Below are 24106 nucleotides of genomic sequence, written 5' to 3' on the forward strand. Positions count from 1 at the left end.
TGCCCCTTTTCACGTGAAAAGGGGCACTTTTGTGTCTGCTCGCGCAGAGAAAATCAGCCCTTGCGGGCCTTGACGGCCTCGGTCAGCTGCGGGCCGACCTTGAACAGGTCGCCGACGATGCCGAGGTCGGCGATCTCGAAGATCGGCGCCTCCTCGTCCTTGTTGACCGCGATGATCGTCTTCGACGTCTGCATACCGGCCCGGTGCTGGATCGCCCCGGAGATCCCCAGCGCGATGTAGAGCTGCGGCGACACGGTCTTACCGGTCTGGCCCACCTGGAACTGGCCCGGGTAGTAGCCGGAGTCGACCGCGGCGCGCGAGGCGCCGACCGCGCCGCCGAGCGAATCGGCCAGCTCCTCGATCACCGAGAAGTTCTCCGCGCTGCCCACACCGCGACCACCGGCGATCACCACGGTCGCCTCGGTGAGCTCCGGACGGTCGCCGGCCACCGCGGGTTCGCGCTTGGTGATCTTGGTCGCGGTCTCGGCCTGGGCCGGCACCTCGACGTTGACGACCTCGCCCGCACCGTCGGCCGGGCTGGCCTCGACCGAGCCCGGGCGCACCGTGATCACCGGGGTGTCACTGGTGACCTGCGACTCGACGGTGAACGCGCCACCGAAGATGCTGTGGACGCCCACCGCACCCTCTTTGACGTCGATCGCGTCGATCAGCAGACCGGAACCGATCCTGGCGGCCAGCCGGGCGGCGATCTCCTTGCCGTCGGCGCTGGCGGCGACCACCACGCCCGCGGGCGTGGCCGACTCGGCCAGGCCGGCGAGCACGTCGACCACGGGGGTGATGAGGTAGTTCTCGGCGTCGTCGGATTCGGCGACGTAGATCTTGGCCGCACCGGCGGCCTTGAGCCCGTCGGTGAGCGACGCGGCGGTGCCCGGCTTGCCCACCACGACGGCGGAGGGCTCGCCCAGCACCCGGGCGGCGGTGATGAGTTCGGCGCTGACCTTCTTCAACGCGCCATCGGCGTGCTCAACGAGCACAAGTACTTCAGCCATGAGTTCTCGCTTTGTCCTTTGAGGAAGTAGGTGTCTAGATGAGTTTTTGGGCGACCAGGTACTCGGCGATCTTGGTGCCGCCGTCACCCTCGTCGGTGACCTTCTCACCGGCGGTCTTCGGCGGCTTCGGGGTCGAGGACAGCACCTTGGACCCGGCGTTGGCGACGCCGACCTCATCGGCCTCGACGCCGATCTCGGCGAGCGTGAGCACGGTGACTTCCTTCTTCTTGGCGGCCATGATGCCCTTGAAGGACGGGAAGCGGGGCTCGTTGATCTTCTCGTTGACGCTGACCACGGCGGGCAGCGCCGCCTCGAGGGTGAACACGCCCTCGTCGGTCTCACGCTCGGCGGTGACCTTGCCGCCCTCGACGCTCAGCTTGCGCACGTGGGTGAGCTGGGGCAGGCCCAGGTACTCGGCGATCACCGCCGGAACCGCGCCGCCGACCCCGTCGGTGGCCTCGTTACCGGCGATGACCAGCTCGGTGCCCTCGATGGTGCCCAGCGCACGGGCCAGCGCCCATGCGGTCTGGACGACGTCGGAACCGTGCAGGCCGTCGTCCTTGAGGTGCACGGCCTTGTCGGCGCCCATGGACAGGGCCTTGCGGATCGCCTCGTTGGCACGCTCGGGACCGGCGGTCAGCACGGTGACGGTGCTGTCGCCGCCTTCGCGCTCCTTGATCAGCAACGCCTCTTCGACGGCACGCTCGTTGATCTCGTCCAGCACGGCGTCGGCGGCCTCACGGTCGAGCGTGAAGTCGCCGTCGGTGAGCTTGCGCTCGGACCAAGTGTCTGGGACCTGTTTGATCAGGACCACGATGTTCGTCATGACTCTGGTTCGTCCTCCTCGATGAGGCCGGTAACCGGCCCATATCACGTTCTGTGCAACTAGCACCATGTTACCGCTCGGTAACTTGTGGTGGTTCGCAAAGACACCATAGCTGGTCGAGGTTCGTATTCCGGGGTGCCCTAGCACACCCCGGGCGTGCGGGAACTGTTGGTCGATTCGCCACCAAACCCTTCCACCTCTTTTAGCCTGGGTTAGCCTGCCTTCCAATGAGCACATTCGTGGAGGACCCGGGGGATAGCGATCTGGCCCAGGATCCGGCCCAAGCCCTGCCCCTGACCGGCGAGCGAACGATTCCGGGGCTGGCCGAGGAGAACTACTGGTTCCGCCGCCACGAAGTGGTCTATCAGCGGCTGGCCGACCGGTGCGCCGGCCGCGACGTACTGGAGGCCGGCTGCGGCGAGGGATACGGCGCCGACCTGATCGCCGGTGTGGCCCGCCGGGTCATCGGACTGGACTACGACGAGGCCACCGTCGCCCACGTGCGGGCCCGCTATCCGCGGGTGGAGGTCCGGCACGGCAACCTGGCCGAGCTGCCGCTCGCCGACGGCTCGGTCGACGTGGTGGCGAATTTCCAGGTCATCGAACATCTCTGGGACCAGGGCCGGTTCGTGTCCGAGTGTCACCGGGTGCTGCGGCCCGGTGGCGTCTTCCTGGTCTCCACTCCCAACCGCATCACCTTCTCCCCCGGCCGCGACACCCCGCTCAACCCGTTCCACACCCGCGAGCTCAACGCGGCCGAGCTGACCGAGTTACTGCAGGACGCCGGATTCCGGACCGAAGGGGTCTACGGCGTTTTTCACGGCGCGGGGCTGGCCGCGCTCGACGCCCGGCACGGCGGGTCGATCATCGAGGCCCAGGTGGCGCGCGCGGTGGCCGACGCACCCTGGCCCGAGCAACTGCTGGCCGACGTCGCCGCGGTAACCGCCGACGACTTCGACCTCACCCCGGCGCGCGAACGCGATATCGATGAAAGCCTGGATCTGGTCGCGATCGCGGTGCGACCGTGACCTCGAACCCCGAGCTCGAGCCCGTGCCCGGGCTCTTCACGCTCGTCCTGCACACCCACCTGCCATGGCTGGCCCATCACGGCCGGTGGCCGGTCGGCGAGGAGTGGCTCTACCAGTCGTGGGCGGCGGCCTATCTGCCACTCTTCCGGGTGCTGCGGACGCTGGCCGACGAGGACCGCAGCCATCTGATCACCCTGGGGATGACGCCCGTGGTCAGCGCCCAGCTCGACGATCCATACTGCCTGACCGGCATGCATCACTGGCTGGCCAACTGGCAGCTGCGGGCGCTGGAGGCCACCACACTGCGCGGCCGCGAAGGGCTACCCGAATTCGGCGCCCGTGAGCACGCCGACGCCGGTGCGGCGATCGAGGATTTCGCCACCCGCTGGCGGCACGGCGCCGGCCCGCTGCTGCGTGAGCTGATCGATGCCGAGACCGTCGAACTGCTCGGTGGACCGCTGGCGCATCCGTTCCAGCCGCTGCTGCACCCGCGGCTGCGCGAGTTCGCCCTGTCCGAGGGGTTGGCCGACGCCGGGGCGCGCTTCGCCCACACCCCCACCGGGATCTGGGCGCCGGAGTGCGCCTACGCGCCGGGAATGGAAACCGGTTATGCCACGGCGGGTGTGGACCATTTCATGGTCGACGGACCGTCACTGCACGGCGACACCGCACTGGGCAGGCCGGTCGGCGAATCCGATGTCATCGCCTTCGGCCGCGACCTGCAGGTCAGCTACCGGGTGTGGTCACCGAAGTCGGGTTACCCCGGCCACGCCGCCTACCGCGATTTCCACACCTACGACCACACCACGGGTCTCAAACCGGCCCGGGTCACCGGGCGCAACGTGGCGTCCGAGGACAAGGCACCCTACGATCCGCAGCGCGCCGACCACGCGATCGACGGCCACGTCGCCGATTTCGTCGACGTGGTGCGCAAACGCCTGATCGGCGAGAGCGCCAGGATCGGCCGTCCGGCCCACGTGGTGGCGGCCTTCGACACCGAACTGTTCGGCCACTGGTGGCATGAGGGGCCCGCCTGGCTGGAACGGGTGTTGCGGGCGTTGCCCGCGGCCGGTGTCCGGGTGGGCACCCTGGCCGATGCCGTCGCAGGCGGATACGTCGGGACCCCGGTCGAATTGCCGCCCAGCTCATGGGGTTCGGGCAAGGACTGGCAGGTGTGGAACGGTCCGAAGGTGGCCGACCTGGTCCAGCTCAACACCGAGGTCGTCGAGACCGCGCTCAGCACCGTCGACAAGGCGCTGGCCCAGCACGCCGCGGTCGGCGCGGCCACCCCGCGGGACCGGGTCGCCGACCAGATCCTGCGCGAGACCCTGCTCACGGTCTCCAGCGACTGGCCGTTCATGGTCAGCAAGGATTCGGCCGCCGACTACGCGCGCTACCGCGCACATCTGCACGCGCACGCCACCCGCGAGATCTCCGACGCCCTCGCCGCGGGCCGCCGCGAACAGGCCCAGCGCCTGGCCGAGGCCTGGAACCGCGCCGACGGACTGTTCGGCGCGCTCGACGCCCGGCGGCTCCCCAAATGATGACGAGCCCCATTTCGGCGAGCGTGCGGGTCTGCTGCCCGACACCCCGTCCGTCCTCAGCAGTCTGCGCACACTCACCGAAGGCCGAAGGTACACAGTCGTGAAGATCCTGATGGTGTCGTGGGAGTACCCACCGGTCGTCGTCGGCGGCCTTGGCCGGCATGTGCACCACCTGGCGACGGCCCTGGCCGCCGCCGGTCACGAGCTGGTGGTGCTCAGTCGGCGCCCCTCCGACACCGACCCGAGTACCCACCCGTCGACCGACGAGGTCAGCGAAGGGGTCCGGGTCCTCGCCGCCGCGCAGGACCCGCACGAGTTCGACTTCGGCAGCGACATGATGGCCTGGACCCTGGCGATGGGGCACTCCATGCTGCGCGCCGGCCTCACCGTACGGGATCGGACGGGTAACCCGTGGGTGCCCGACGTCGTGCACGCCCATGACTGGCTGGTCGCCCACCCGTCCATCGCATTGGCCGAATTCTTCGATGTGCCACTGGTTTCCACGATTCACGCCACCGAGGCCGGCAGGCACTCGGGCTGGGTGTCGGGCCAGATCAGCCGCCAGGTCCACGCCGTCGAATCCTGGCTGGTGCGCGAATCCGATTCGCTGATCACCTGTTCGGCGTCGATGAGCGAGGAGATCGCCGAGCTGTTCGGCCCGGACCTCGCCGAGACCCGGGTGATCCGCAACGGGATCGACGCCGAGCTGTGGCCCTATGCGCCACGGCGGCCCCGGCAGGGCCCGGCCCGGCTGCTCTACGTCGGGCGGCTGGAATACGAGAAGGGCGTCCACGACGCGATCGCGGCGCTGCCCCGGATCCGGCGCGCGCACCCCGGCGTCACCCTCACCATCGCCGGGGACGGTACCCAACACCAGTGGCTCGTCGAGCAGGCCCGAAAGCACAAGGTGCTCAAGGCCACCCGCTTCGTCGGACGGCTCGGCCACCAGGACCTGGTCGACGCCATGCAGGCCGCCGACGCCGCCGTGCTGCCCAGCCACTACGAGCCGTTCGGGATCGTGGCACTTGAGGCCGCGGCGACCGGCACCCCGCTGGTGACCTCCGACGTCGGCGGGCTCGGTGAGGCGGTCATCCATGGGCAGACCGGAATGTCCTTCGCCCCGGGGAATGTGGCCGGGCTGGCGGCGGCGGTGCGTGCCGTGCTCGACGATCCCCGCGCCGCTCAGCGGCGTGCGGTCGCGGCGCGGGAACGGCTCACCTCCGACTTCGACTGGCACACCGTCGCCGCCGAGACCACTCAGGTCTACCTCGCGGCCAAACGCCGCGAACGCGAACCGCATTCGCGGCGGCCGATCGTCGAACACGCCCTGCCCGACCGCTGAAGCGCGATCACGCGAGCTTGCGCGCGATCTCGCCGGCACCCGCGATCACCTGCGCCGCGGCGTGTTCGAGGTTCTCCTGCGTCAAACGGTGGGTGAGGAAGCTGATGCTCAGCGCGTAGCGCGAGGGTTCCCCGCCCGCCGTCGGCACGGCGGCGGCCACGCAGGTCAGCTCCTCGGCGGCCTCTTCGCGGTCGACGGCGAAGCCCCGGTCCCGGATGTCGTTGATCTCGGCGGCCATCTTCTTCATCGACGTGATGGTGTAGGGAGTGAGGGCGGGCAGCCCGGCCGATGCCACGATGTCGCGCCACACGCTGTCGGGCATCCCGGCCAATAGCGCCTTGCCCAGCGCCGACGCATGCCACGGGTCGGACTGCCCGACGTCGCTGACCTTCTTCACCGCGCGCCTGCCCTCGACCACCTCGAGGAGCACCACGCTTCGGTCCTTGTTCACCGCGAAGTTCACGGTCTCGTTGAACTCCGACACCAGGCGCTCCATCGTGGGCAGGATCGCCTCGGACGGGACCTGCCCGGAGAAGGCGCGTTGCCCCAGCCGGAAGATCTCCCAGCCGAGCCGGTACCTGCCTGCCTCGAATCGCTCGACATAGCCCAACGCCGCGAGGCTGCTCAGATACCGCAACACCGTTGCCTCATTAAGGCTGGTGCGCCTTGCTATTTCGGTGAGGTTTCCGGACTCGGCCGCCGCGACGGCGGTCAGGATGCGCGCGGTGCGCTCGACGCCGATCAAAGTCGAACCCTTTTCGGATCGAGGCTCCTTTTTCACCTGGTGAAGGTTACCAGTACCCAGTGAGTGCCCTCGCCGGTCCGCAACGCGCGCCGACTTCCTGTTGACACACCTCGACTGTTCTTCTAGATTTTCATTCTACGTAGTTTAATTTCATTCAGTGCAATTCATGGCAACCCAGTCGTTGCCCGTCCGTCGAAGGAGACGCCATGTCCACCGCATCCGCCAGCCGTTTCGATGGAGCAGGCATCCTCGCCGCCCAGGGCCTCCTGTCCGCCGATGACTACACCCTCGCCCCGTCCACCAATGCTTTCGAAGACGGCGGCAAGTACCGGCTGGAAATCTCTGGCGTCGAGCGTCTTTCGACCCTCGAGACCCTGCTCGACGAGGCGGACAGGCAGGACGTGTTCATCCACCGCATCATCGCGTTCGGCGGCGGCACCACACTGCTCAGCACCAGCGAGCTGAGCGATGTCGCCACCCTGGCCGCCGAGAACGACATCGAACTGGTCGCGGTTCCGGGCCCACGGACCGGATGGGACCTCGGCAGGCAGGCGTTGAGCACCGAGGGTCAGGCGGGCGGGCGGCGGGTGCGCGGGCTCGACAACGTCCGCTACCTGCTCGATGACTACCTCCGGGTGTTCTCCACCGGAATCCGGGGCGTCCTGGTCTGGGACGAGGGGGTGCTCGACATTCTGAACAAGGCGCGCGACGCCGGCCACATCCCCGCCGACGCCAAGTTTAAGATCTCGGTCTACGCAGGTCACGCCAACCCGGCGTCGATTCGGGTGCTGCAGGATCTGGGCGCCGACAGCGTCAACCCGGTGGGCGACCTCAGCCGTCCGATGCTCGCCGCCATCCGGCGTTCGGTCGACATTCCGCTCGACGTCTGGGCGGAGACCTTCGAATCCTTCGGCGGGATGAACCGGTTGTGGGAGGCCGGCGATATCGCCCGGGTCGCGGGTCCGGTCTACTTCAAGATCGAGCCGGGCGAGTCCGAGGCCGTCATGTACAACGGCTGGGTCAGGCCCGAGTTCCACGAGGAGCTGATCCGGCACAAGGTGCGCCACGCCGCGATTCTCAACGAACTGGCCCGCACCAGCGCACCCGATGTCGCGGCATCGCCGCGGCCCCGCACCTCCGCACCCGCCCTCACCACCTGAACGCGCAGGGCGGGGCCCGAATCCCGCCATTGGCCCCCACACCGGATACCAGGAGGTGACAATCCCTTTCTCAGCCCGAGTTCTCCGCCATCGCCTGCCGCGCACGAGGACCAACGGCTGAACCCGCCACGGATCGTCAGATGCCCTATCCCGAGAGATGAACCACTATGGAGAACGTCACTCAATCCCCGCCGTCACAGCGGCCAACTCCCTCTGCACCGCCGGGCGGCGCGCCGCCACCCGCGCGGCGGCGCAACCACGGGCTCAAGGAGAACAGCCTCGGCGTACCGAGCATCTTCTTCTACATCATCGCCGCGGCATCGCCGCTGACCGTCGTGGTGGCCCTGTATCCGATCATCATCGGGGCGGGCAACGGCATCGGCATGCCGGGCGCGTTCGTGATCGCCGCGGTGGTGCTGATGATCTTCGCGGTCGGCTATGTCGCGATGAGCAGGCACGTCACCAACGCGGGCGCCTTCTACGCCTACGTCACGCTGGGGCTGGGGCGGATCACCGGTCTCGGGTCGGCGTCCCTGGCGATATTCGCCTACAACGCCATTCAGGCCGGCCTCTACGGCGGCTTCGGCTATTACGCCTCCGGGCTGATCAATCCCCGGCTGGGTGTGCAGATCCCGTGGTGGGCTTATGCATTCGGCGCACTCCTGCTGTGTGTGGGCCTCGGCGTCCAGGGCGTGCATTCGGGGGCGAAGGTGCTCGGTGTGTTCATGACCCTCGAGGTCACGATGATCACCGTGCTCAGTGCCTTCAGCCTGTCCGGCAACACCGTTGCAGTGTCGGACTTCTCGTTCGAACCGTTCAATCCCGGCGTCGTGGTCGGTGGCGCCCTCGGCGTGGCATTGATGTTCGCGCACGCCTCGTTCATCGGGTTCGAGGGCTCGGCCATCTACGGCGAGGAGGCCCGCGATCCGGCCAGGACCATTCCCCGCGCGACGTATCTGTCGATCGCGTTCATGGGTGTGCTGTACGCGGTGTCGGGCTGGCTCATCATGAACGCACTCGGCCTCGACAAGGTGGTCACCATCGCCAACGAGTCGGGCGGCAACTTCATCTTCGTCGCCAGCGACACGATCATCGGGCACAACATCTCCCTGGTTTTCGAGATGCTGATCGTGACAGCGACATTCGCGGCCATCGTCACCTTCCACAACAACGTCGCGCGGTATCTGTTCTCGCTGGGCCGGCAGGGACTGGTGTGGCAGCCGCTGGGCTGGACGCTGTCGCGGCGCCAGACCCCGTGGGTCGCGGCGATCGTGCAGAGCGCGACGGTCGGGATCGTGATCGCGATGTTCGCCCTGTTCGGCCAGGATCCGTTCGCGACGTTGTTCACCTGGGCGACCGGTATCGGCACGATCGGCGTGATCTTCTCGCAGCTGATCGCGGGCGTGGCGATCTTCGTGTTCTTCCGCAAATCCAGCGTCGACAAGCGCACGTGGAACACCGTGGTCGCGCCGGTCCTGGCCATCGCCGGCCTCACCGCGTTCTTCATCCTGACGCTGAACAGCCTGGACGTGCTGTTGGGTGTGCACGGCGTGACGGCGGTGCTGATGCTGTCGCTGGTCTTCATCGCCCTGCTGGCCGGCATGGCGTACGGGGCGTACCTGCGCTACTTCGCGCCGGCGAAATTCGCCCTCGTCGGTCGGGCGCTCAATGAGCGCGAACTCGCGCAACCGGCACCCGAAACGCTGCGGTAACCCACCGGCTATCTGAAGAAAACGTGTACACCAGCAGTTTTGCTAGGTACTTTTGTACGCATCGCGATACGTACAAACGTTCCTAACGAGAGGTGAGCCATGCCCCAGGCTCCGCGGCGCCCGCGTCGACACGATCCGAACAGGAAGGAGCGCATCGTGAATTCCGCCCTCGCAGTGCTCGCCCGCGACGGCGTCGCGGGGATCACCCACCGCGCCATCGGGGAGGCCGCCGATGTCCCCCTCGGTTCGATCACCTATCACTTCGCGACCCTCGACGACATCGTCAAACTGGCCTTCCAGACCCATGTGGAGAGGTTGGCCGGCCGCTTCGAGGAGCGGCTGGCCTCGTGCGAGCCGGGCCAGGATCTGATCGAGTGCATCGTGCTGGCGATCACCGACGACCTCGCCGCCAATCCGAACGAACTCGCCGTGACCTATGAGCTCTACGGAGACGCGGTGCGCCGCAACGAGAACAAGCGGCTCACCCAGCGGTGGATGGAGCGCGCCGAGGATGCCCTGGCCCAGCATTTCGACCGGGCCACCGCACGCCTGCTCGACGTCGTCATCGAAGGGTTGATGGTGCACATGTCCATCGCCCAACAGCCGATCCCGAAGGACGCGGTCCGGGCCCTGCTGACGACGGCAGCCAACACCGGCACCGACTGAGAACACACCCCCTAACGAGACAGGAGACAGATCATGACCTTTCACACACAGATGTTCATCGACGGCGCCTGGACCGATGCGTCCGACGCTGCGGTCGACCAGGTGCCCGCCCCCGCAACGGGGCAGCCGTTCGCCGAGATCGCGCACGGCACCGTCGTCGACGTCGACCGTGCGGTCGCGGCCGCGCACACCGCCTTTCCGGACTGGGCCAGGACCCCGGCGGGCGAGCGGGCCCGGGCCTTCCTGCGGCTCGCCGACCGGGTCGAAGACGATCAGCGGACACTTGCCGAGATCGAATCGCGCAACGTCGGCAAGCCGATCGGCCTGGCGCTGGAGGAGATGGAGATGATCGCCGACCATCTCCGGTTCTTCGCAGGCGCCGCACGCACCATGGAGGGCCGGGCCGCCACGGAGTTCGTCCGCGGTAAGACCAGCATCATCCGCCGTGACCCGCTGGGCGTGGTCGGTTCGGTGGCGCCATGGAACTATCCGCTGCTGATGGCGATCTGGAAGATCTCCCCGGCGCTGCTCGCCGGGAACACCCTGGTACTCAAGCCCTCCGAGCACACCCCCTTCTCGGTCCTGCGGCTCGCCGAACTCGCCCAAGACCTGTTCCCGGCCGGCGTCTTCAACGTCGTCACCGGTGACGGTGCGGACGTCGGCGCACGGCTCGTCGCCCATCCCACGGTGCGGATGTCGTCGCTGACCGGTTCGGTCGACACCGGCCGGGCGTTGATGCGGGCCTCGGCCGATTCGAATCTCAAGCGCCTGCACCTCGAACTCGGCGGCAAGGCACCGGTGCTGGTGTACTCCGACGCCGACGTGTCGCTGGCCGTCGCCAAGATCATGGAGGGCGCGTTCTGCAACTCCGGTCAGGACTGCATGGCGGCCTCGCGGTTGTACGTCCACGACGCCGTCCACGACGACCTTGTTTCCGGTCTGGAGAAGGCGGTCAAGGAACTCAACCTTGGCGATATCGCCGACGAGAACACCGCCATGGGGCCGGTGATCACGGCGGCCCACCGGGACCGGGTCGAAGGCTTCGTGGCCAGGGCCAAGGCAACCGGACATACCGAGCTGATCCAGGGTGACAACCCTGGCACCGGCTTCTACACCGCGCCCACGGTCGTCGTCGGGGCCCGCCAGGGTGACGAGATCGTGGCCACCGAGGTGTTCGGCCCGGTGACCTCGGTGACCCGGTTCGGCGACAACGACGACGTCCTCGCCTGGGCGAACGACACCGAATACGGCCTTGCCGCTTCGGTGTTCACCACAGACATCGCCCGGGCGATGTCCGCGTCGGCCGAGCTGCAGTTCGGCACCGTCTGGATCAACGACCACCTCCCCGTCACGCCCGAGATGCCCCACGGCGGTTTCAAACAGTCCGGCAACGGCAAGGACATGTCGGTGTACGCGCTCGAGGAATACACCGAGATCAAGCACGTGATGATCAACCGCGAGGGGGCCTGACATGACGGTGAGTGCGGTCAACACGTTCCGGCTGCGGCCCGGCGTTCCCGTCACCGACTTCGAACGGTTCTCCGCCGAACTCGACCGGCCGGTCTGCCTGCGCTTCGACGAGGTACTCGGCTTCGAGCTGTACCTCTCCGACGACGGTGTGGTCGTTGAGGTGATGACGGTGACCTCGTGGCCGGAATGGGAGAACGTGCGCGACAACGCACCCGAATTGAAGCCCGTCGTCGAACGCTTCGACGAACTGGTCGAACCCGGCAGCGTCACCACCGTCTTCACCCGCCATTGCCCACTCCCCCAGGAGATTTGAAATGCCCGACTTTGATGCCGTCATCATCGGCGCCGGTCACAACGGGCTGGTCACCGCGAACTACCTGGCCCGCGCCGGCAAGAAGGTCCTGGTGCTCGAAGCCCGCGAACTGGTCGGCGGCGCCTGCGTGACCGAGGAGTTGATCGCCGGTTCGAAGTGGTCCTCGTGCGCGTTCATCGCCGGGCTGCTCCGGCCGGAGATCATCGCCGAACTGGAGCTGAAAAAATTCGGCTTGGAGTTGTACCAGGGCGATGCGTTGTCCTTCAGCCTTTTTCGGGACGGCACCTCGTTCACCATGTGGAAGGAGACCGACCGCACCCTGCGCGAGATCGAGCAGCTCAACAAGAACGACGCGCAGTCCTTCCTCGACTTCGGCGTGCGGCTGCAGCGTTTCGCCGGGCTGGTCACCCCGTATCTGCTCAGTCCTCCCCCGCAACGCTCCGAGGTCCTCGCGGCCTTCGAAGCGGCCGGGGAACAAACCCTCTTCGACGAGTTCACCCTGCTCTCGGTACGGGACCTGCTCGACCGCTATTTCGAGGACGAGCGGCTCAAGAGCATGCTGACCTTCTTCGGGATGGTGTCGATCTTCGGCGGGCCGTCCTCACCGGGAACGGCATACACCTACGGGCATCACTCCTGGGGCGAGTTCAACGGCAACTTCGGCCAGTTCGGCCTGGCCCGGGGCGGAATGGGCGCCATCAGTGAGGCGCTCGCGGCGGCCGCCCGCCACCACGGTGCGACGATCCGGACCTCGGCGCCGGTCGACAAGGTGGTCGTCGAGCGGGGCACGGCGACCGGGGTGCGCCTGGCCGACGGCACGGTGATCACCGCGGGCCAGGTCTTGTCCAACGCCGACCCGAAGCGCTCGCTGCTGCACCTGATCGATCCCGGGGTGCTGGCACCCGGGCTGGTCCGCGACGTGCAGAACATCGACACCCGCGGCTCGATGGCCAGGATTCATCTGCTGATCGACGAACTGCCGCAGTACCTTCCGTTCCAGGACGCCAACCCCCGACCGCAACATCACGGACACCAGCTGCTCGGGCCGAGCCGGGAGGCGTTCGAAGAGGCCTTCGAGGCGCAGCGGCGCGGCACCTTCCCGAGCACCTTCGTCATCGAAGCCGTCACCCAGTCGGTCACCGACGACACGTTGGCACCCGAGGGGCTGCACACCATGACGCTGGGAATTCAGCAGCTCCCCTCCGAGCTCACCGGGACGACCTGGGCCGCGGAGAAGGAGAAATGGGCCGACCTCGTTCTCGAGGAGCTGTTCGGCTACGCCCCGAATCTGCGCGGGCACATCGTCGACCGGGTGATCATCACCCCCGACGACCTGGCCGACGAATACCTGATCACCGACGGCAACATCTTTCACGGCAGCATGATGCTCGATCAGCTGTTCGGGGCACGCCCGATTCCTGAGTTGGCGAATTACCGCACCCCGGTGCGCAATTACTACCTCTGCGGGTCGGGCACCCATCCCGGCGGCGGCGTGATGGGCGCCAACGGCCACAACGCCGCCAAGGTGGCACTCGCCGACGCCGCGGGCCTCCCAGGACCGTCCGCCCGCGCAGCAGGCACCCGGCCGGGTGGTTTCAGACCACCATGGCAGCAGCGGTTGGTGGGCACGCTCATGTCGACCAGACCCGGACGCTGGCTGGGCTATCGGGCCGCGCGGCAGCCCGCGCTGCGCAAGATCACCGCCTACGCCGCCAGGGTGCGCTGACCATGACGGCACCGCCGGGCGGTCTGCGCAGCGCCAAATGGTTCGCCGGGCGCGATGTTCCGGGTTTCGTGCACCGGTCCGCCATGCGGGCGTCGGGATTCTCCAGGATGGCTTTCGAGGGCAGGCCGATCGTCGGGATCTGCAACTCCTGGTCCGAGGTCGTCAACTGCAATATGCACTTTCGCGGTCTGGCGGACTCGGTGCGCCGGGGGGTGCTGGCCGCGGGCGGATTCCCGCTGGAATTCCCCACCATCTCGCTCGGCGAACAGCTGATGAAACCGACCACCATGTTGTTCCGCAACCTGATGGCGATGGACGTCGAGGAGTCCATCCGCGCATATCCTTTCGACTCCGTCGTGCTGCTGGGCGGATGCGATAAGACGGTCCCCGCGCAGCTGATGGGGGCGGCCAGCGCCGACGTCCCAGCCATCGTGCTGACCGGCGGGCCCGCCGCCCCCGCGGTCTTCGAGGGCAAGCAACTCGGCGTGGGAACCGACCTCTGGGAGTACATCGACGATGTCAGGGCGGGCCGTATGTCGATGGCCGATTACGAACGGCTGGAGGCCGCGGCCGGACCGTCGCGGGGCCACTGCCCCGAGATGGGCACGGCCTCGACGATGGCCACCCTGGTCGAAGGACTCGGCATGACCCTGCCCGGGACGGCGGCCGTGCCCGCGATGGATTCGCGCAGGCTGCAGGTGGCCGAGGAGTGCGGCGCGCGGGCGGTCGGGCTGGCCACCGAACAGCTGCGGCCGTCGCAGGTCATGACCGCCGAGGCGTTCGACAACGCCATCACCCTGATGCTCGCGGTCGGCGGATCGACCAATGCGATCGTGCACCTGCTGGCGATCGCCGGTCGCGTCGGAGTGCCGTTGTCGCTGGACCGGTTTCACCAACTCTCGGCCCGCACACCGCTGGTGGTCAATGTGCGGCCGGCCGGCGAACACCTCGTCGAACAGGTCTTCCACGCGGGCGGGATTCCGGCGGTGATGAAGTCGGTCGAAACGCTCCTGCACACCGATGCCATCACCGTCACCGGGAAAACCGTCGCCGCGAACCTGCCCGCCGCCACCTCCGGCGACCCGGCCGTCATCGCCGAGCTGGCCGCCCCGTTCCAGCCCGCGCAGGGGCTCGCGGTGGTGCGCGGCAACCTCGCACCCGACGGGGCCGTGATCAAGTGCAGCGCAGCCACTCCCGGGCTGCTGGTGCATCGCGGCCCGGCGGTGGTCTTCGAGAACATCCGGGATCTGATGGCCCGGTTCGACGACCCCGATCTGGAGGTGACCGCGGACTCCGTGCTGGTGCTGCGAAACGCCGGGCCGCGGGGCGCTCCCGGCATGCCGGAGTGGGGCCAGTTGCCCATTCCGAGCAAGCTGCTGCGGCAGGGCGTCACCGATATGGTCCGGATCTCCGATGCCCGGATGAGTGGAACCGCCTACGGGACCTGCGTTCTGCACGTGAGCCCGGAGTCGGCGGCGGGCGGGCCGTTGGGTCTGGTCCGCGACGGCGACCTCATCGCCCTCGACGCGCACCGGGGCAGCTTGGATCTGCTGCTCACGGATGCGGAGCTGGCGGCGCGGCGGGCCGGACCGGTGCCCGCGCCCGCCGATCCGCCGCGCGGGTACGCCGCGATGTACGTCGACCGGGTTCTGCAGGCCGATCGGGGCTGCGACTTCGACTTCCTGGTCGGGCGTTCCACGCGGCCCGCCGACGAACCCGATGCGGTGTTCGACGGCTGGGTCGGCGGATGGTGACCCACCGCTGACGATTCGACGGCGGTCGTCACTCCTCTGGATTGCTGTCGAGGGAGAACATGGACAGCGCGGTGAACACCGTCCACCGCTGCTCCGGGTCGTTCAGCAGGGGGCCGGTGATCGACTCGATACGTGAGATCTTGGTGCGCAGGGTATTCGGATGCACATAGAGCCGCCGAGCCGACTCAGTGATGTTGCAATCGGTGGCACGCAGGACCCGCAGGAGGCGACGTTGCTCCAGGCTTTCTGGAGTGCTGTCGGCAATGGGACCCAATGTGTCCGATACAAATGACCGCCTCGCATGTTCGGGCAACTGGTACAGCAACGCCAGCACCCCGAGGTCGCGGTAGCGGGTCAGCCGGTTGATGGCGCCGATGCGTCGGCCGACCGCAACTGCGCGACGCGCCTGCCGGAACGCGCCTGGATAGCCCCTGTGATCGGATACCGGATCACCCGTCCCGAGGGCGATCGGAACCCCCGCCGCACGACACAACGCCCGCACCAGTGCCTTCATGTCGACCGGTGCGGCGACCAGGACGACCGCAGCACCCTCACTGAGCACGGTGACCGCGTGTGGATCGAATCGCACTGCGACAGAGGCGAGATCGGTGCGCAGCCGCTGCAGACCTGCGACGTCGACCGAGATGTTGAACGGCTCCACCGCCAGGAACGTCACCTCCTGCTGGGTGAACAGCGACAGCCGACGGCTCCGCCGGATCGCCTGCTCGCGTTGCGCGAGATCCTCGCCGAGAATCAACTTCAGCGCCCGGGCCGCCTCGACGCTACGGTCGTCGGCTGCCGGATCCGGCAGCCCGGCGTGCACCGCCAGCAGCGGGATCACGAGGTCCACCAGATGCTGCTCGTCGTCGCCGAGTGGCGCACGATCGATCTGCAGCGTGGCACGCTGAGCCACTCGGATCCTGGTCGACCCCGCATCGGCGACCGGCCCCGACGGAATGCCGTCGACACGGAATTCGACACGCGCCCCCAATGTTTCACCGAGCACGGCCGACACGGCCTGCCCGTCGCCTGCGGCCGCAAGGACGCGTACGGCAAACCCGTCACGGTCAGCCGCCACCCGACCCGAATCCTGGCGTCCTGGCACGCCGAGGTCTTCGTCGACAAGTTCGGCCACCGACACCCCCATCGACGCCACGTTGTCCCGGTCCCACAACAACGGCACTTCCACCCTGTCGGCGAGTTCGACTGCGGCGCGGGGTGGATTGACCGGCCGGTCGGGGGTGACGACCACGGCCGCGGGTCTGGTCTGCAACACAACAGACAACACGGCGGTCAGGTCGGGAAGCGGTCCGCCCGACCGCGGCGGCTCCCACCGCAACAGCGCCAGATCGGTCCTGACGGGTGTGTGCCGCCTGCTGTCGCCCTCGGATGCAGTCGAGCCCAGATCGACGACACCCGCGACCACCGACGACGTGTCAGCGGCGGTGGTCACGACGGGGACATGGGTGAGCGCCGACACGTCGGCCACCGTGACACCACGCGTGCGGGCTGTTGCTTCGCCGAACCTGGTGGTGACTGCATGCCGGTCCGGCCGTGCAGGGAGCAACATGCACCTCCTCGCGGTACCGAACAACGGACTCATGGTGCACAGTAGTCGAGTGATTTTGCCTCCGCCGATCGATCTCGCCGAGGTGTGCGGGCCCTCCGCACGGGCGCGCAGGCGGCAGTTCGAGTTGCTCGATGCCGCACTGTCACGCACCGGCTATGCCCACCTGGAAGGCCACGGCATCCCCAGGCCGTTGACCAACGAGCTGTTCGCGGTCACTCGCGGGTTCTTCGACGAACCCGTCGAGCTCAAGGAGACGGTGATGCAGCCGGCCCCAGAACAGGTGCGGGGCTGGTCCGGGGTGGGGTCGGAAGGCATCGCCTACTCGCTGGACGAAGAGTCGCACGGCGATCTGAAAGAGAAGATGGACATCGGCCCCGTCGACAGGCCGACGCTCGGCCGGCCCGGGGCGTCGCCGATGGCGTTTCCCAACCTGTGGCCAGGTCGGCCCGAAGGTTTCCGGCCGGTCTGGGAGGCGTACTACCGCCACATGCAGCGCGTCGGTGCGGGATTGCTCGCGTTGTCTGCTGAGGGATTCGGCTTGGCACGCGACCATTTCGTGCCGATGTTTGCCGATGAGCTCAGCATGCTCCGTGCCCTGCACTATCCCCCGCAGGTGGAAGCGCCACTGCCCTACCAGTACCGCGCCGGGACACATACCGACTACGGCGCCTTCACACTGGTGTGCGCGGAGGCGACGACTGGCGGCTTGCAGGTGTACGACCACGACGGCGAGTGGCTGGAGGTCACGACGACCCCGGTGAGCTTGGTGGTCCTGGTCGGAGATCTGCTCGCCGAATGGACAGCGAATCACTGGTCTGCGACCGTTCATCGCACGGCCAACCCGCCGCGGTCTGTGGGTTTCGAGAGTTCCAGGCTGGCATTCGCGTTCTACCAACACCCCAGCCACGACACCGCAGTCGCCGAACTGCCGCCGTTCACCGAAAACGTGTCGCCTGCGGCGCACGAGCTCCTCGCCGGGCAGCACCTGATCGAAAAATACGTGCGGCAGACCACATTCGGGCGCCACACAGTTCAGGATTGAGCCACCGCACTGTTACGGCCGGTTACTGCCGATGTCTGTCGCGTTGCCGCGTGTTGCGACGATGTTTCGGATGTGCATGTCCGCCATCGACGGGCACCGTAACCGGTGACCGCCGCTTCTGTTGCCGAGACCTTATGCGGAACAGACTGAGTCACGTCAGCAGGCAAGCTCAGTTCAGGGGAGACACCGTGTCCGTAGTCCCGATCATCGACATCGCCGCCCTGGTGGACGGCGACGAGGGCGAGAAAAACGCCGTCGGAAGAGCCCTCGACCATGCGGGCCGGGAGATCGGCTTCTTCCAGGTGGTCAATCATGGCGTTGCCGAGCACGTGATCGAAGACATGTACCGCGTCTCCGACGAGTTCTTCGCTCTCCCGCTCGAAGAGAAGCAGCGGGTACATCAACCGAGTCCCGATGCGGTCCGCGGGTATTCGTCAGTCGGCGAGCAGGCATTCTCCTATAGCGAAGATGTCGCGCAGCCTCGCGACCTGCACGAGAAGTATGACGTCGGACCGGTCGACGTCGACCGCAACGATCCGTACTACGCGGTGGAGAATGCCGGCCCGCACTTCCTGCCCAACCGGTGGGCCCAGCGTCCGGCCGGCATGGAGCAGATCTGGACCACCTACTTCCGCGAGATGAATTCGCTCGCGCGCCTGATCATGAGCGGGTTCGCCCGCGCTCTGAAACTCGATCAGGACTTCTTCGCGCAATCCATCGACAAAGACATCAGCATGCTGCGCGCGATCAACTATCCGCACCTGGACACCCCACCACTACCCGGGCAGATGCGGGCCGGCGCACACACCGACTACGGAAGTTTGACTATCGTGCGCCAGGAGGAAGCGCCCGGCGGACTGGAAGTCTTCACCCAGGACGGCGACTGGGTGCCGGTGCCGGTGGTCCCTGGAGCCTTCGTCGTCAACATCGGCGACCTGATGGCCCAATGGACCAACGATCTGTGGATCTCGACCAGGCACCGCGTGCGCCCGCCGCAGCCCGACAGCGCCGGAGACACCCGCCGGATGAGCTTGGTGTTCTTCCACCAGCCCAACTACGACGCCATGATCGAATGCCTGCCGAGTTGTGTTGCGCCCGGCGAAGAACCCCGATATCAGCCGATTTCGTCGGGCGATCACCTGACCAACAAGTTCCAGAAGACGATCTCATTCGCCTGATGACCGAGCCAGCCGTCGAGCCATTCGAGATCGAACTGCGGCGCACCGGAATTGTTGTCACCGTACCGTCGGATCGTACTGCGCTTTCGGTCCTTCGGGAGGTGGTCGGTGGCATCGACTCCAACTGCCTGCGGGGCGAATGCGGAGCGTGCGTCCAGACTCTGCTCGGCGGAATTCCTGCGCACCGCGACACCGTGCTGTCACCGCGTGCGAAGGCCGCAGGCAAGAGATTCGTCCCATGTGTGAGCCGCGCCGCCTGCGGCCGATTGATCCTGGATCTGTGAACTTTCGGAGGTAACAATGCCAGACGTCCGCTTGTCGTTCGCGAGCGTGATCACCGACGACATCGTGTCGTTGAGCGAGTTCTACGGCACCGTCTTCGGTCTCGACGAGGTCATCGAACTACGCTCGGACCATTTCCGCGGACTACACCTCGGCGAGACCATCCTCGGTTTCAGTGCGCCGGCGGCGTATTCGCTACTCAACCTGAAACCCGCCGAAAACCCCTCGGGTACTGACCATTTCCTGACATTCGAGGTGGCGGACGACGGCGCGGTCGACGCATTGACCGAAAGGGCGGTCACGGCGGGCGCCCAATGCATCAAACCGCCCAACCGTACCTACTACGGCGCCTGGCAGGCAGTCCTGATCGACCCGGCAGGCAACGCATTCCGGATCAATCACCTCACCATCGCGTGAGCTTCGTCTTCTCGACAAGGGCGTCGACCGTCAGCTCGAACCATCCGTCCGGCCGGTCCAGGAGGAACGAAACATGTCAATATTGCGATGGCAGCCCACGGATGGGCGCGACGTGGTCGCGCCGCACCAACGACTCTCCTGGCCCGGCACGATAGGCATCGGCCTGCAGCACGTCGTTGCGATGTTCGGCGCGACGTTCCTCGTGCCGGTGCTGACCGGGTTCCCGCCGAGCACCACGCTGTTGTTCTCGGGAAGCGGCACCATCTTGTTCCTGTTGGTCACCCGCAATCAGCTTCCGAGCTACCTCGGTTCGAGCTTCGCGGTGATCGCGCCCGTCACTGCCGCATCGGCGTCGGATGGGCCCGCGGGCGCGCTCGGCGGAATCATCGCGGTCGGTGTGATGGTGATGGTCATCGGCGCGATCGTGCATTTCGCGGGCATCGGCTGGATCGAGAAGCTCATGCCGCCGGTATGCACCGGCGCCATCGTGGCGTTGGTCGGATTCAATCTCGCACCCACGGCGAAAGCGAACTTCGAGAAGGCACCGGTGACCGCCTTCATCGTGTTGGTGCTCATGGTGTTGTCGCTCGTGGTGTTCCGCGGCCTACTGGGTCGGCTGGCGGTGTTCACATCAGTGGTGGTCGGCTATGTGATCGCGATGGCGCGCGGCGAAGTGGATACCTCGGCAATCGGCTCGGCCTCCTGGATCGGCCTGCCGGACTTCACATCTCCCACCTTCCATGTGTCGGTGCTACCGATGTTCGTCCCAGTGGTACTGGTGTTGGTGGTCGAGAACATCGGGCACGTGAAGTCGATCAACGCCATGACCGGTACCGACAACAACCATTTGATCGGGCGGGCGCTGTTCGCCGACGGCCTGGCCACCACAGTGGCGGGCAGCGGCGGCGGATCGGCCACGACCACCTATGCCGAGAACATCGGCGTCATGGCGGCCACCAAGGTGTACTCGACGGCGGCATACTGGGTCGCCGGTCTGGCGGCAGTCGTGTTGGGCCTGTGCCCCAAGGTGGGAGCCGCCATCGCCTCCATACCGCCTGGCGTTCTGGGCGGTGCCACCGTTGCCCTCTACGGGCTGGTCGGCATCCTGGGGGTGCACATCTGGGTGATCAACCGCGTCGATTTCTCCCAGCCGATCAACCAGTTCACCGCAGCCATCGCCCTGGTCATCGGCATCGCCGACTTCACCTGGGCGATCGGTGGGTTGAGCTTCGGCGGGATCGCCCTGGGCGCCATCGCGGCCGTCGCGGTGTACCACGCTATGCGGGTGGTCGGAACGTGGCGCAATACCGTGAAACCGCAGGTCCCATCCGCGGATCGCACCGCCGCGCACCCGGTCGGCCAGCCTGTCAGCTGAGCGATACTCGGGGCCCAACTCCTCGAGCGCGGCGAGACCATCCCCGATGCTCGCATCCTGTGCTAGCCGGGCAGCGAAAGCACCGACACGGCAATGAGAATGATCACCCCGACCGTCACCGCGTGCACCTGGACGGTGGGGGTGATCCGGCGCGGCAACGGCTGTTTCGCGAGCGTGCGTTGTCTGCCCGCCCCCACCAGATAGACGCCGAGGGCGACGACGACGGCCACACCCGCCGCGACCAGACCGAACCCGGCCCGGTGGTCCTGAATGTCGTGCAGCATGTGTACCGCGCCGGTGCCCAGCACCGCGAACGAGGTCCTGGTCCAGGACAGTGCCGTACGCTGCGCGGGCAGGGTCTGCTCGAAAGTCCTCACCCCGCGACCAGTTTCACCACGGCGGCGATCAGGACCAGCAGCCCGATCACGCACAATCCCACCGCGAGATAGCCCGGGGTGGGGTGGCGCGGCAACGAGGTACCCGCCCGCATGGCGCGGTCGACCTGGCGCCAGCGCCACAGCCCCACCCCCGCGGTTGCCGTGGCGAGCACCGTCAGCACCACCCCCACGATGCGCGGGGCGCCGGGAAGGCCCATCTCGGGCACGAACTGGACGACCGCGACCGCGGCGGCCAACAACCCCAGCGCGGTGCGTTGCCAGGCCAGGAAGGTGCGCTCGTTGGCCAGGGTGAACCGGTAGTCGGGCTCCGAATCCGCGTCGGAGCCCGTGTCCTCGCCGGGCCGCTGCATGGCGTCGCTCAGTTGCTCGCGGCCTTCTTACGTTCGATATCGGCCAGCGCCTCGGCCAGTTGGGCCCGTTCGGCGGCCGAGGTGTCCCAGGCCAGCTTGCGGTTCTTGACCACCTTCGCCGGGGAGCCGACGGCGATCGAGAAGTCCGGGATCTCCCCCTTGACCACGGCGTGCGCACCGAGCACACAGCCCCGGCCGACGATGGTGTTGCGCAGCACGGTGACCTTCGTGGCGATCCAGGTGTCGGGCCCGATGCGCACCGGCCCCTTGACGATGCCCTGATCCTTGATCGGCACGTCGATGTCGTCCATCTTGTGGTCGAAGTCGCAGACATAACACCAGTCGGCCATCAGCGCCGAATCGCCGAGTTCGATGTCGAGGTAGGTGTTGATGACGTTGTCGCGGCCGAGCACCACCTTGTCGCCGATCCGCAGCGAACCCTCATGACAGCGGATGGTGTTCTTGTCGCCGATGTGGACCCAGCGGCCGATCTCCATCTGGGCCAGCTCCGGCGTGCACTGGATCTCCACGCCCTTGCCCAGGAACACCATGCCCCTGGTGATGACGTGCGGGTTGGCCAGCTTGAACTTCAGCAGCCGCCAGTACCGGACCAGGTACCACGGGGTGTACGCGCGGTTGGTGATAACCCAGTTCAGCGAGGCCCTGGTGAGAAACCGCGCCTGGCGCGGGTCGCGCAGCCGGGACCCGCGCCACCGTTTGTGCAGTGGTGCGCCCCACATCGTCGTCATGGCGGAAAAGCCTACGCGAGCCGGCCCGGCCCGATACCCGGGTCGTCGCTCCGGTCCGGGTGGCCTGCCGGGTTACCCTCACGTGGTCCATACCTGCGGGCCCGACGAAAGGACACCGTGTTCCGCCGATACCTGGCGCTGGCGGTAGCGGCGCTGCTCACGGGCCTCGTCGCGGGCTGCGGCAACACCGATTCCTGGGTGGACGCGCGCGCCTCGCTGGGCTGGTCCGCCCAGTACCGCGACGCCTCCAACAGCAGCTTCAGCGGTGCCGCCGGCGCGGACACCCTCCGGCTGGAGTGGAACCGTTCGGTCAAGGGCGAGTTGGGCGCCCAGGTCGCGGTCGGTTCGGCCGACTTCCACCCCTACCTCGCCGCCAACGCCCAGACCTCGGCCGGGTGTTCGTTGATGGTCTGGGAAACCGACAACAACGGGCGCCAACGCTGGTGCACGCGGCTGATTCAGGGCGGCGGCTGGTCGAGCCCGCTGATGGACGATTTCGACAGCGTCTACGTCGGGCAGCCGGGCACGATGATGGCCTACCCGCCGACGCAGTGGATCCGCTGGCGCCAGCCCGTGATCGGCATGCCCACCACACCGAGGCTGCTGGACGGCGGGCAGCTGCTGGTGGTAACCCACCTGGGCCAGGTGCTGGTGTTCGACGGGCACCGCGGCATCGTCGTCGGCACACCGCTGGATCTGGTCTCGGGAGTCGACCCGACCGATTCACAGCGCGGCCTCGAGGACTGCCCGCTGGCCCGGTCACGGTGCCCGGTGGCCGCCGCGCCCGCGTTCTCGTCCGCCTCCGACCGCGTGGTGCTGAGCCTGTGGGAACCGGGCCGCGACGGCCCCGTGCTGATCGGCCTGCGCTACCGGCCCGGCCAGCAGCCGCTGCTGAGCCGGGAGTGGACCTCGCAGGCCGTCGGCCGCGGGCCGCTGGCCAGCCCGGTGCTCTCGGCGGACGGGGCGACGATCTATGTCAACGGCCGCGACGAACGGTTGTGGGCGGTCAACGCGGCCGATGGTTCGGCGAAATGGTCGGTGCCGTTGGACTATCTGGCCCAGACCCCGCCATCGGTCTCCCCGGACGGGCTGATCGTGGCCGGTGGCGGACCGGACGCCAAACTGGTCGCGGTGCGCGATGCGGGCGACCACGGCGAGGTGGTCTGGAGCCGGGACGACGCGGCGCCCTTGACGACGACGAGCCGCGCGGGAGGTGTCGGGTACACCGTGGCCCGCGAGGGCGGTCACGGGCAGGCGCTGCTGGTCTTCGACACCGGCGACGGCCACACGCTCAACACCTATCCGCTGCCCGAGGCCACGGGCTGGCCGGTCGGGGTGTCGATCGGCCAGGACCACAGGGTGATCGCCGCGACCAGCGACGGTCAGGTGTACGGGTTCGCGCCGGCCTGAGCAGAAGATCTAACAGCGAGTTGACACGTTTTTAACAGC

23 protein-coding genes are annotated in these 24106 nt (G+C 67.4%); 16 read left to right on the forward strand and 7 right to left on the reverse strand.

What is annotated here, in order from left to right; translation table 11 throughout:
* Positions 1-53: 53 nt before the first annotated feature.
* The gene (locus ACWDTP_RS17085; protein ID WP_450021756.1) at positions 54-1010 is read right to left on the reverse strand and encodes an electron transfer flavoprotein subunit alpha/FixB family protein; all 957 of its coding nucleotides are present in this window, start codon (positions 1008-1010) and stop codon (positions 54-56) included.
* A 34-nt stretch (positions 1011-1044) separates the two neighbouring features.
* On the reverse strand, positions 1045-1836 hold the full coding sequence (locus ACWDTP_RS17090) for an electron transfer flavoprotein subunit beta/FixA family protein (protein ID WP_450021758.1): 792 nt from the start codon (positions 1834-1836) through the stop codon (positions 1045-1047).
* 227 nt (positions 1837-2063) lie between these two features.
* Between ACWDTP_RS17090 and ACWDTP_RS17095 the strand changes: the two genes are divergently transcribed.
* The 3 genes from ACWDTP_RS17095 to ACWDTP_RS17105 all read left to right on the forward strand — a co-directional run bounded on the left by ACWDTP_RS17095 (position 2064) and on the right by ACWDTP_RS17105 (position 5750).
* The gene (locus ACWDTP_RS17095; protein ID WP_450021760.1) at positions 2064-2864 is read left to right on the forward strand and encodes a class I SAM-dependent methyltransferase; all 801 of its coding nucleotides are present in this window, start codon (positions 2064-2066) and stop codon (positions 2862-2864) included.
* A complete protein-coding gene (locus ACWDTP_RS17100; RefSeq protein WP_450021762.1) occupies positions 2861-4408 on the forward strand; it encodes a 1,4-alpha-glucan branching protein domain-containing protein in 1548 nt (515 codons plus the stop codon). Before ACWDTP_RS17095 ends, ACWDTP_RS17100 begins: the two co-directional genes overlap by 4 nt.
* A 100-nt stretch (positions 4409-4508) precedes the next feature.
* Positions 4509-5750, forward strand: a complete 1242-nt coding sequence (locus tag ACWDTP_RS17105) for a glycosyltransferase family 4 protein (protein WP_450021764.1) — start codon at positions 4509-4511, stop codon at positions 5748-5750.
* Positions 5751-5757: 7 nt separating this feature from the next.
* Here the strand turns inward: ACWDTP_RS17105 and ACWDTP_RS17110 are convergent, their stop codons facing one another.
* Positions 5758-6531 (reverse strand): IclR family transcriptional regulator, encoded by a 774-nt coding sequence (locus ACWDTP_RS17110; RefSeq protein ID WP_450021766.1) that lies wholly within the window; start codon positions 6529-6531, stop codon positions 5758-5760.
* A 170-nt stretch (positions 6532-6701) separates the two neighbouring features.
* Here ACWDTP_RS17110 and ACWDTP_RS17115 point away from each other — a divergent pair, with 170 nt between their 5' ends.
* From ACWDTP_RS17115 to ACWDTP_RS17145, 7 genes are all read left to right on the forward strand, one after another.
* The gene (locus ACWDTP_RS17115) at positions 6702-7655 is read left to right on the forward strand and encodes a hypothetical protein (protein WP_450021768.1); all 954 of its coding nucleotides are present in this window, start codon (positions 6702-6704) and stop codon (positions 7653-7655) included.
* 167 nt (positions 7656-7822) lie between these two features.
* The gene (locus tag ACWDTP_RS17120; protein ID WP_450021770.1) at positions 7823-9367 is read left to right on the forward strand and encodes an APC family permease; all 1545 of its coding nucleotides are present in this window, start codon (positions 7823-7825) and stop codon (positions 9365-9367) included.
* Between the two features lie 156 nt (positions 9368-9523).
* Positions 9524-10033: a TetR/AcrR family transcriptional regulator gene (locus tag ACWDTP_RS17125; protein WP_450021772.1), complete on the forward strand. Its 510-nt coding sequence runs from the start codon at positions 9524-9526 to the stop codon at positions 10031-10033.
* A gap of 33 nt (positions 10034-10066) precedes the next feature.
* The gene (locus tag ACWDTP_RS17130) at positions 10067-11503 is read left to right on the forward strand and encodes an aminobutyraldehyde dehydrogenase (protein ID WP_450021774.1); all 1437 of its coding nucleotides are present in this window, start codon (positions 10067-10069) and stop codon (positions 11501-11503) included.
* Position 11504: 1 nt separating this feature from the next.
* Positions 11505-11816 (forward strand): hypothetical protein, encoded by a 312-nt coding sequence (locus ACWDTP_RS17135; protein WP_450021776.1) that lies wholly within the window; start codon positions 11505-11507, stop codon positions 11814-11816.
* Between the two features lies 1 nt (position 11817).
* A complete protein-coding gene (locus ACWDTP_RS17140) occupies positions 11818-13542 on the forward strand; it encodes a phytoene desaturase family protein (protein WP_450021778.1) in 1725 nt (574 codons plus the stop codon).
* A 2-nt stretch (positions 13543-13544) separates the two neighbouring features.
* Positions 13545-15296 carry a dihydroxy-acid dehydratase gene (locus ACWDTP_RS17145; RefSeq protein ID WP_450021780.1) on the forward strand — a complete coding sequence of 584 codons (1752 nt, stop codon included), beginning with the start codon at positions 13545-13547 and terminating at the stop codon, positions 15294-15296.
* Positions 15297-15324: 28 nt separating this feature from the next.
* Here the strand turns inward: ACWDTP_RS17145 and ACWDTP_RS17150 are convergent, their stop codons facing one another.
* Positions 15325-16866, reverse strand: a complete 1542-nt coding sequence (locus tag ACWDTP_RS17150; RefSeq protein WP_450021782.1) for a PucR family transcriptional regulator — start codon at positions 16864-16866, stop codon at positions 15325-15327.
* 49 nt (positions 16867-16915) lie between these two features.
* On the opposite strand from ACWDTP_RS17150, the gene ACWDTP_RS17155 reads away from it, so the two are divergent.
* The 5 genes from ACWDTP_RS17155 (at position 16916) to ACWDTP_RS17175 (ending at position 21160) form a co-directional block, all read left to right on the forward strand.
* Positions 16916-17908, forward strand: coding sequence for an isopenicillin N synthase family dioxygenase (locus tag ACWDTP_RS17155; RefSeq protein WP_450021784.1), 993 nt, complete (start codon positions 16916-16918; stop codon positions 17906-17908).
* 188 nt (positions 17909-18096) lie between these two features.
* Positions 18097-19086: an isopenicillin N synthase family dioxygenase gene (locus ACWDTP_RS17160; RefSeq protein WP_450021786.1), complete on the forward strand. Its 990-nt coding sequence runs from the start codon at positions 18097-18099 to the stop codon at positions 19084-19086.
* Entirely contained in the window at positions 19086-19370 is a 285-nt protein-coding gene (locus ACWDTP_RS17165) for a 2Fe-2S iron-sulfur cluster-binding protein (protein ID WP_450021788.1), read from the forward strand. Before ACWDTP_RS17160 ends, ACWDTP_RS17165 begins: the two co-directional genes overlap by 1 nt.
* A gap of 16 nt (positions 19371-19386) precedes the next feature.
* The gene (locus ACWDTP_RS17170; protein ID WP_450021790.1) at positions 19387-19785 is read left to right on the forward strand and encodes a VOC family protein; all 399 of its coding nucleotides are present in this window, start codon (positions 19387-19389) and stop codon (positions 19783-19785) included.
* 73 nt (positions 19786-19858) lie between these two features.
* Entirely contained in the window at positions 19859-21160 is a 1302-nt protein-coding gene (locus ACWDTP_RS17175) for a uracil-xanthine permease family protein (protein WP_450021792.1), read from the forward strand.
* A 62-nt stretch (positions 21161-21222) separates the two neighbouring features.
* Here ACWDTP_RS17175 and ACWDTP_RS17180 read toward each other — a convergent pair whose 3' ends face one another.
* From ACWDTP_RS17180 to ACWDTP_RS17190, 3 genes are read right to left on the reverse strand one after another with little or no spacing between them, the layout of a single operon-like run.
* Positions 21223-21537, reverse strand: coding sequence for a DUF202 domain-containing protein (locus tag ACWDTP_RS17180; RefSeq protein ID WP_450021794.1), 315 nt, complete (start codon positions 21535-21537; stop codon positions 21223-21225).
* Positions 21534-21908, reverse strand: a complete 375-nt coding sequence (locus ACWDTP_RS17185) for a YidH family protein (RefSeq protein ID WP_450021796.1) — start codon at positions 21906-21908, stop codon at positions 21534-21536. Before ACWDTP_RS17185 ends, ACWDTP_RS17180 begins: the two co-directional genes overlap by 4 nt.
* Positions 21909-21916: 8 nt before the next feature.
* Entirely contained in the window at positions 21917-22657 is a 741-nt protein-coding gene (locus ACWDTP_RS17190; RefSeq protein ID WP_450021798.1) for an acyltransferase, read from the reverse strand.
* A gap of 117 nt (positions 22658-22774) precedes the next feature.
* Here ACWDTP_RS17190 and ACWDTP_RS17195 point away from each other — a divergent pair, with 117 nt between their 5' ends.
* Complete coding sequence (locus tag ACWDTP_RS17195) at positions 22775-24067, forward strand: outer membrane protein assembly factor BamB family protein (RefSeq protein ID WP_450021800.1); 1293 nt, start codon at positions 22775-22777, stop codon at positions 24065-24067.
* The last annotated feature ends 39 nt before the right edge of the window (positions 24068-24106 follow it).

This window comes from Mycobacterium sp. NPDC003449 (genome assembly GCF_053588415.1).

Excerpts from the sequence above, each read along its gene's own strand:
- ACWDTP_RS17170 (WP_450021790.1), top strand. The coding sequence starts at position 19,387 with ATGCCAGACGTCCGCTTGTCGTTCGCGAGCGTGATCACCGACGACATC.
- ACWDTP_RS17090 (WP_450021758.1), bottom strand. The coding sequence starts at position 1,836 with ATGACGAACATCGTGGTCCTGATCAAACAGGTCCCAGACACTTGGTCC.
- ACWDTP_RS17175 (WP_450021792.1), top strand. The coding sequence starts at position 19,859 with ATGTCAATATTGCGATGGCAGCCCACGGATGGGCGCGACGTGGTCGCG.
- ACWDTP_RS17085 (WP_450021756.1), bottom strand. The coding sequence starts at position 1,010 with ATGGCTGAAGTACTTGTGCTCGTTGAGCACGCCGATGGCGCGTTGAAG.
- ACWDTP_RS17165 (WP_450021788.1), top strand. The coding sequence starts at position 19,086 with ATGACCGAGCCAGCCGTCGAGCCATTCGAGATCGAACTGCGGCGCACC.
- ACWDTP_RS17115 (WP_450021768.1), top strand. The coding sequence starts at position 6,702 with ATGTCCACCGCATCCGCCAGCCGTTTCGATGGAGCAGGCATCCTCGCC.
- ACWDTP_RS17095 (WP_450021760.1), top strand. The coding sequence starts at position 2,064 with ATGAGCACATTCGTGGAGGACCCGGGGGATAGCGATCTGGCCCAGGAT.
- ACWDTP_RS17145 (WP_450021780.1), top strand. The coding sequence starts at position 13,545 with ATGACGGCACCGCCGGGCGGTCTGCGCAGCGCCAAATGGTTCGCCGGG.
- ACWDTP_RS17130 (WP_450021774.1), top strand. The coding sequence starts at position 10,067 with ATGACCTTTCACACACAGATGTTCATCGACGGCGCCTGGACCGATGCG.
- ACWDTP_RS17185 (WP_450021796.1), bottom strand. The coding sequence starts at position 21,908 with ATGCAGCGGCCCGGCGAGGACACGGGCTCCGACGCGGATTCGGAGCCC.
- ACWDTP_RS17190 (WP_450021798.1), bottom strand. The coding sequence starts at position 22,657 with ATGACGACGATGTGGGGCGCACCACTGCACAAACGGTGGCGCGGGTCC.
- ACWDTP_RS17140 (WP_450021778.1), top strand. The coding sequence starts at position 11,818 with ATGCCCGACTTTGATGCCGTCATCATCGGCGCCGGTCACAACGGGCTG.
- ACWDTP_RS17135 (WP_450021776.1), top strand. The coding sequence starts at position 11,505 with ATGACGGTGAGTGCGGTCAACACGTTCCGGCTGCGGCCCGGCGTTCCC.
- ACWDTP_RS17120 (WP_450021770.1), top strand. The coding sequence starts at position 7,823 with ATGGAGAACGTCACTCAATCCCCGCCGTCACAGCGGCCAACTCCCTCT.
- ACWDTP_RS17150 (WP_450021782.1), bottom strand. The coding sequence starts at position 16,866 with ATGTTGCTCCCTGCACGGCCGGACCGGCATGCAGTCACCACCAGGTTC.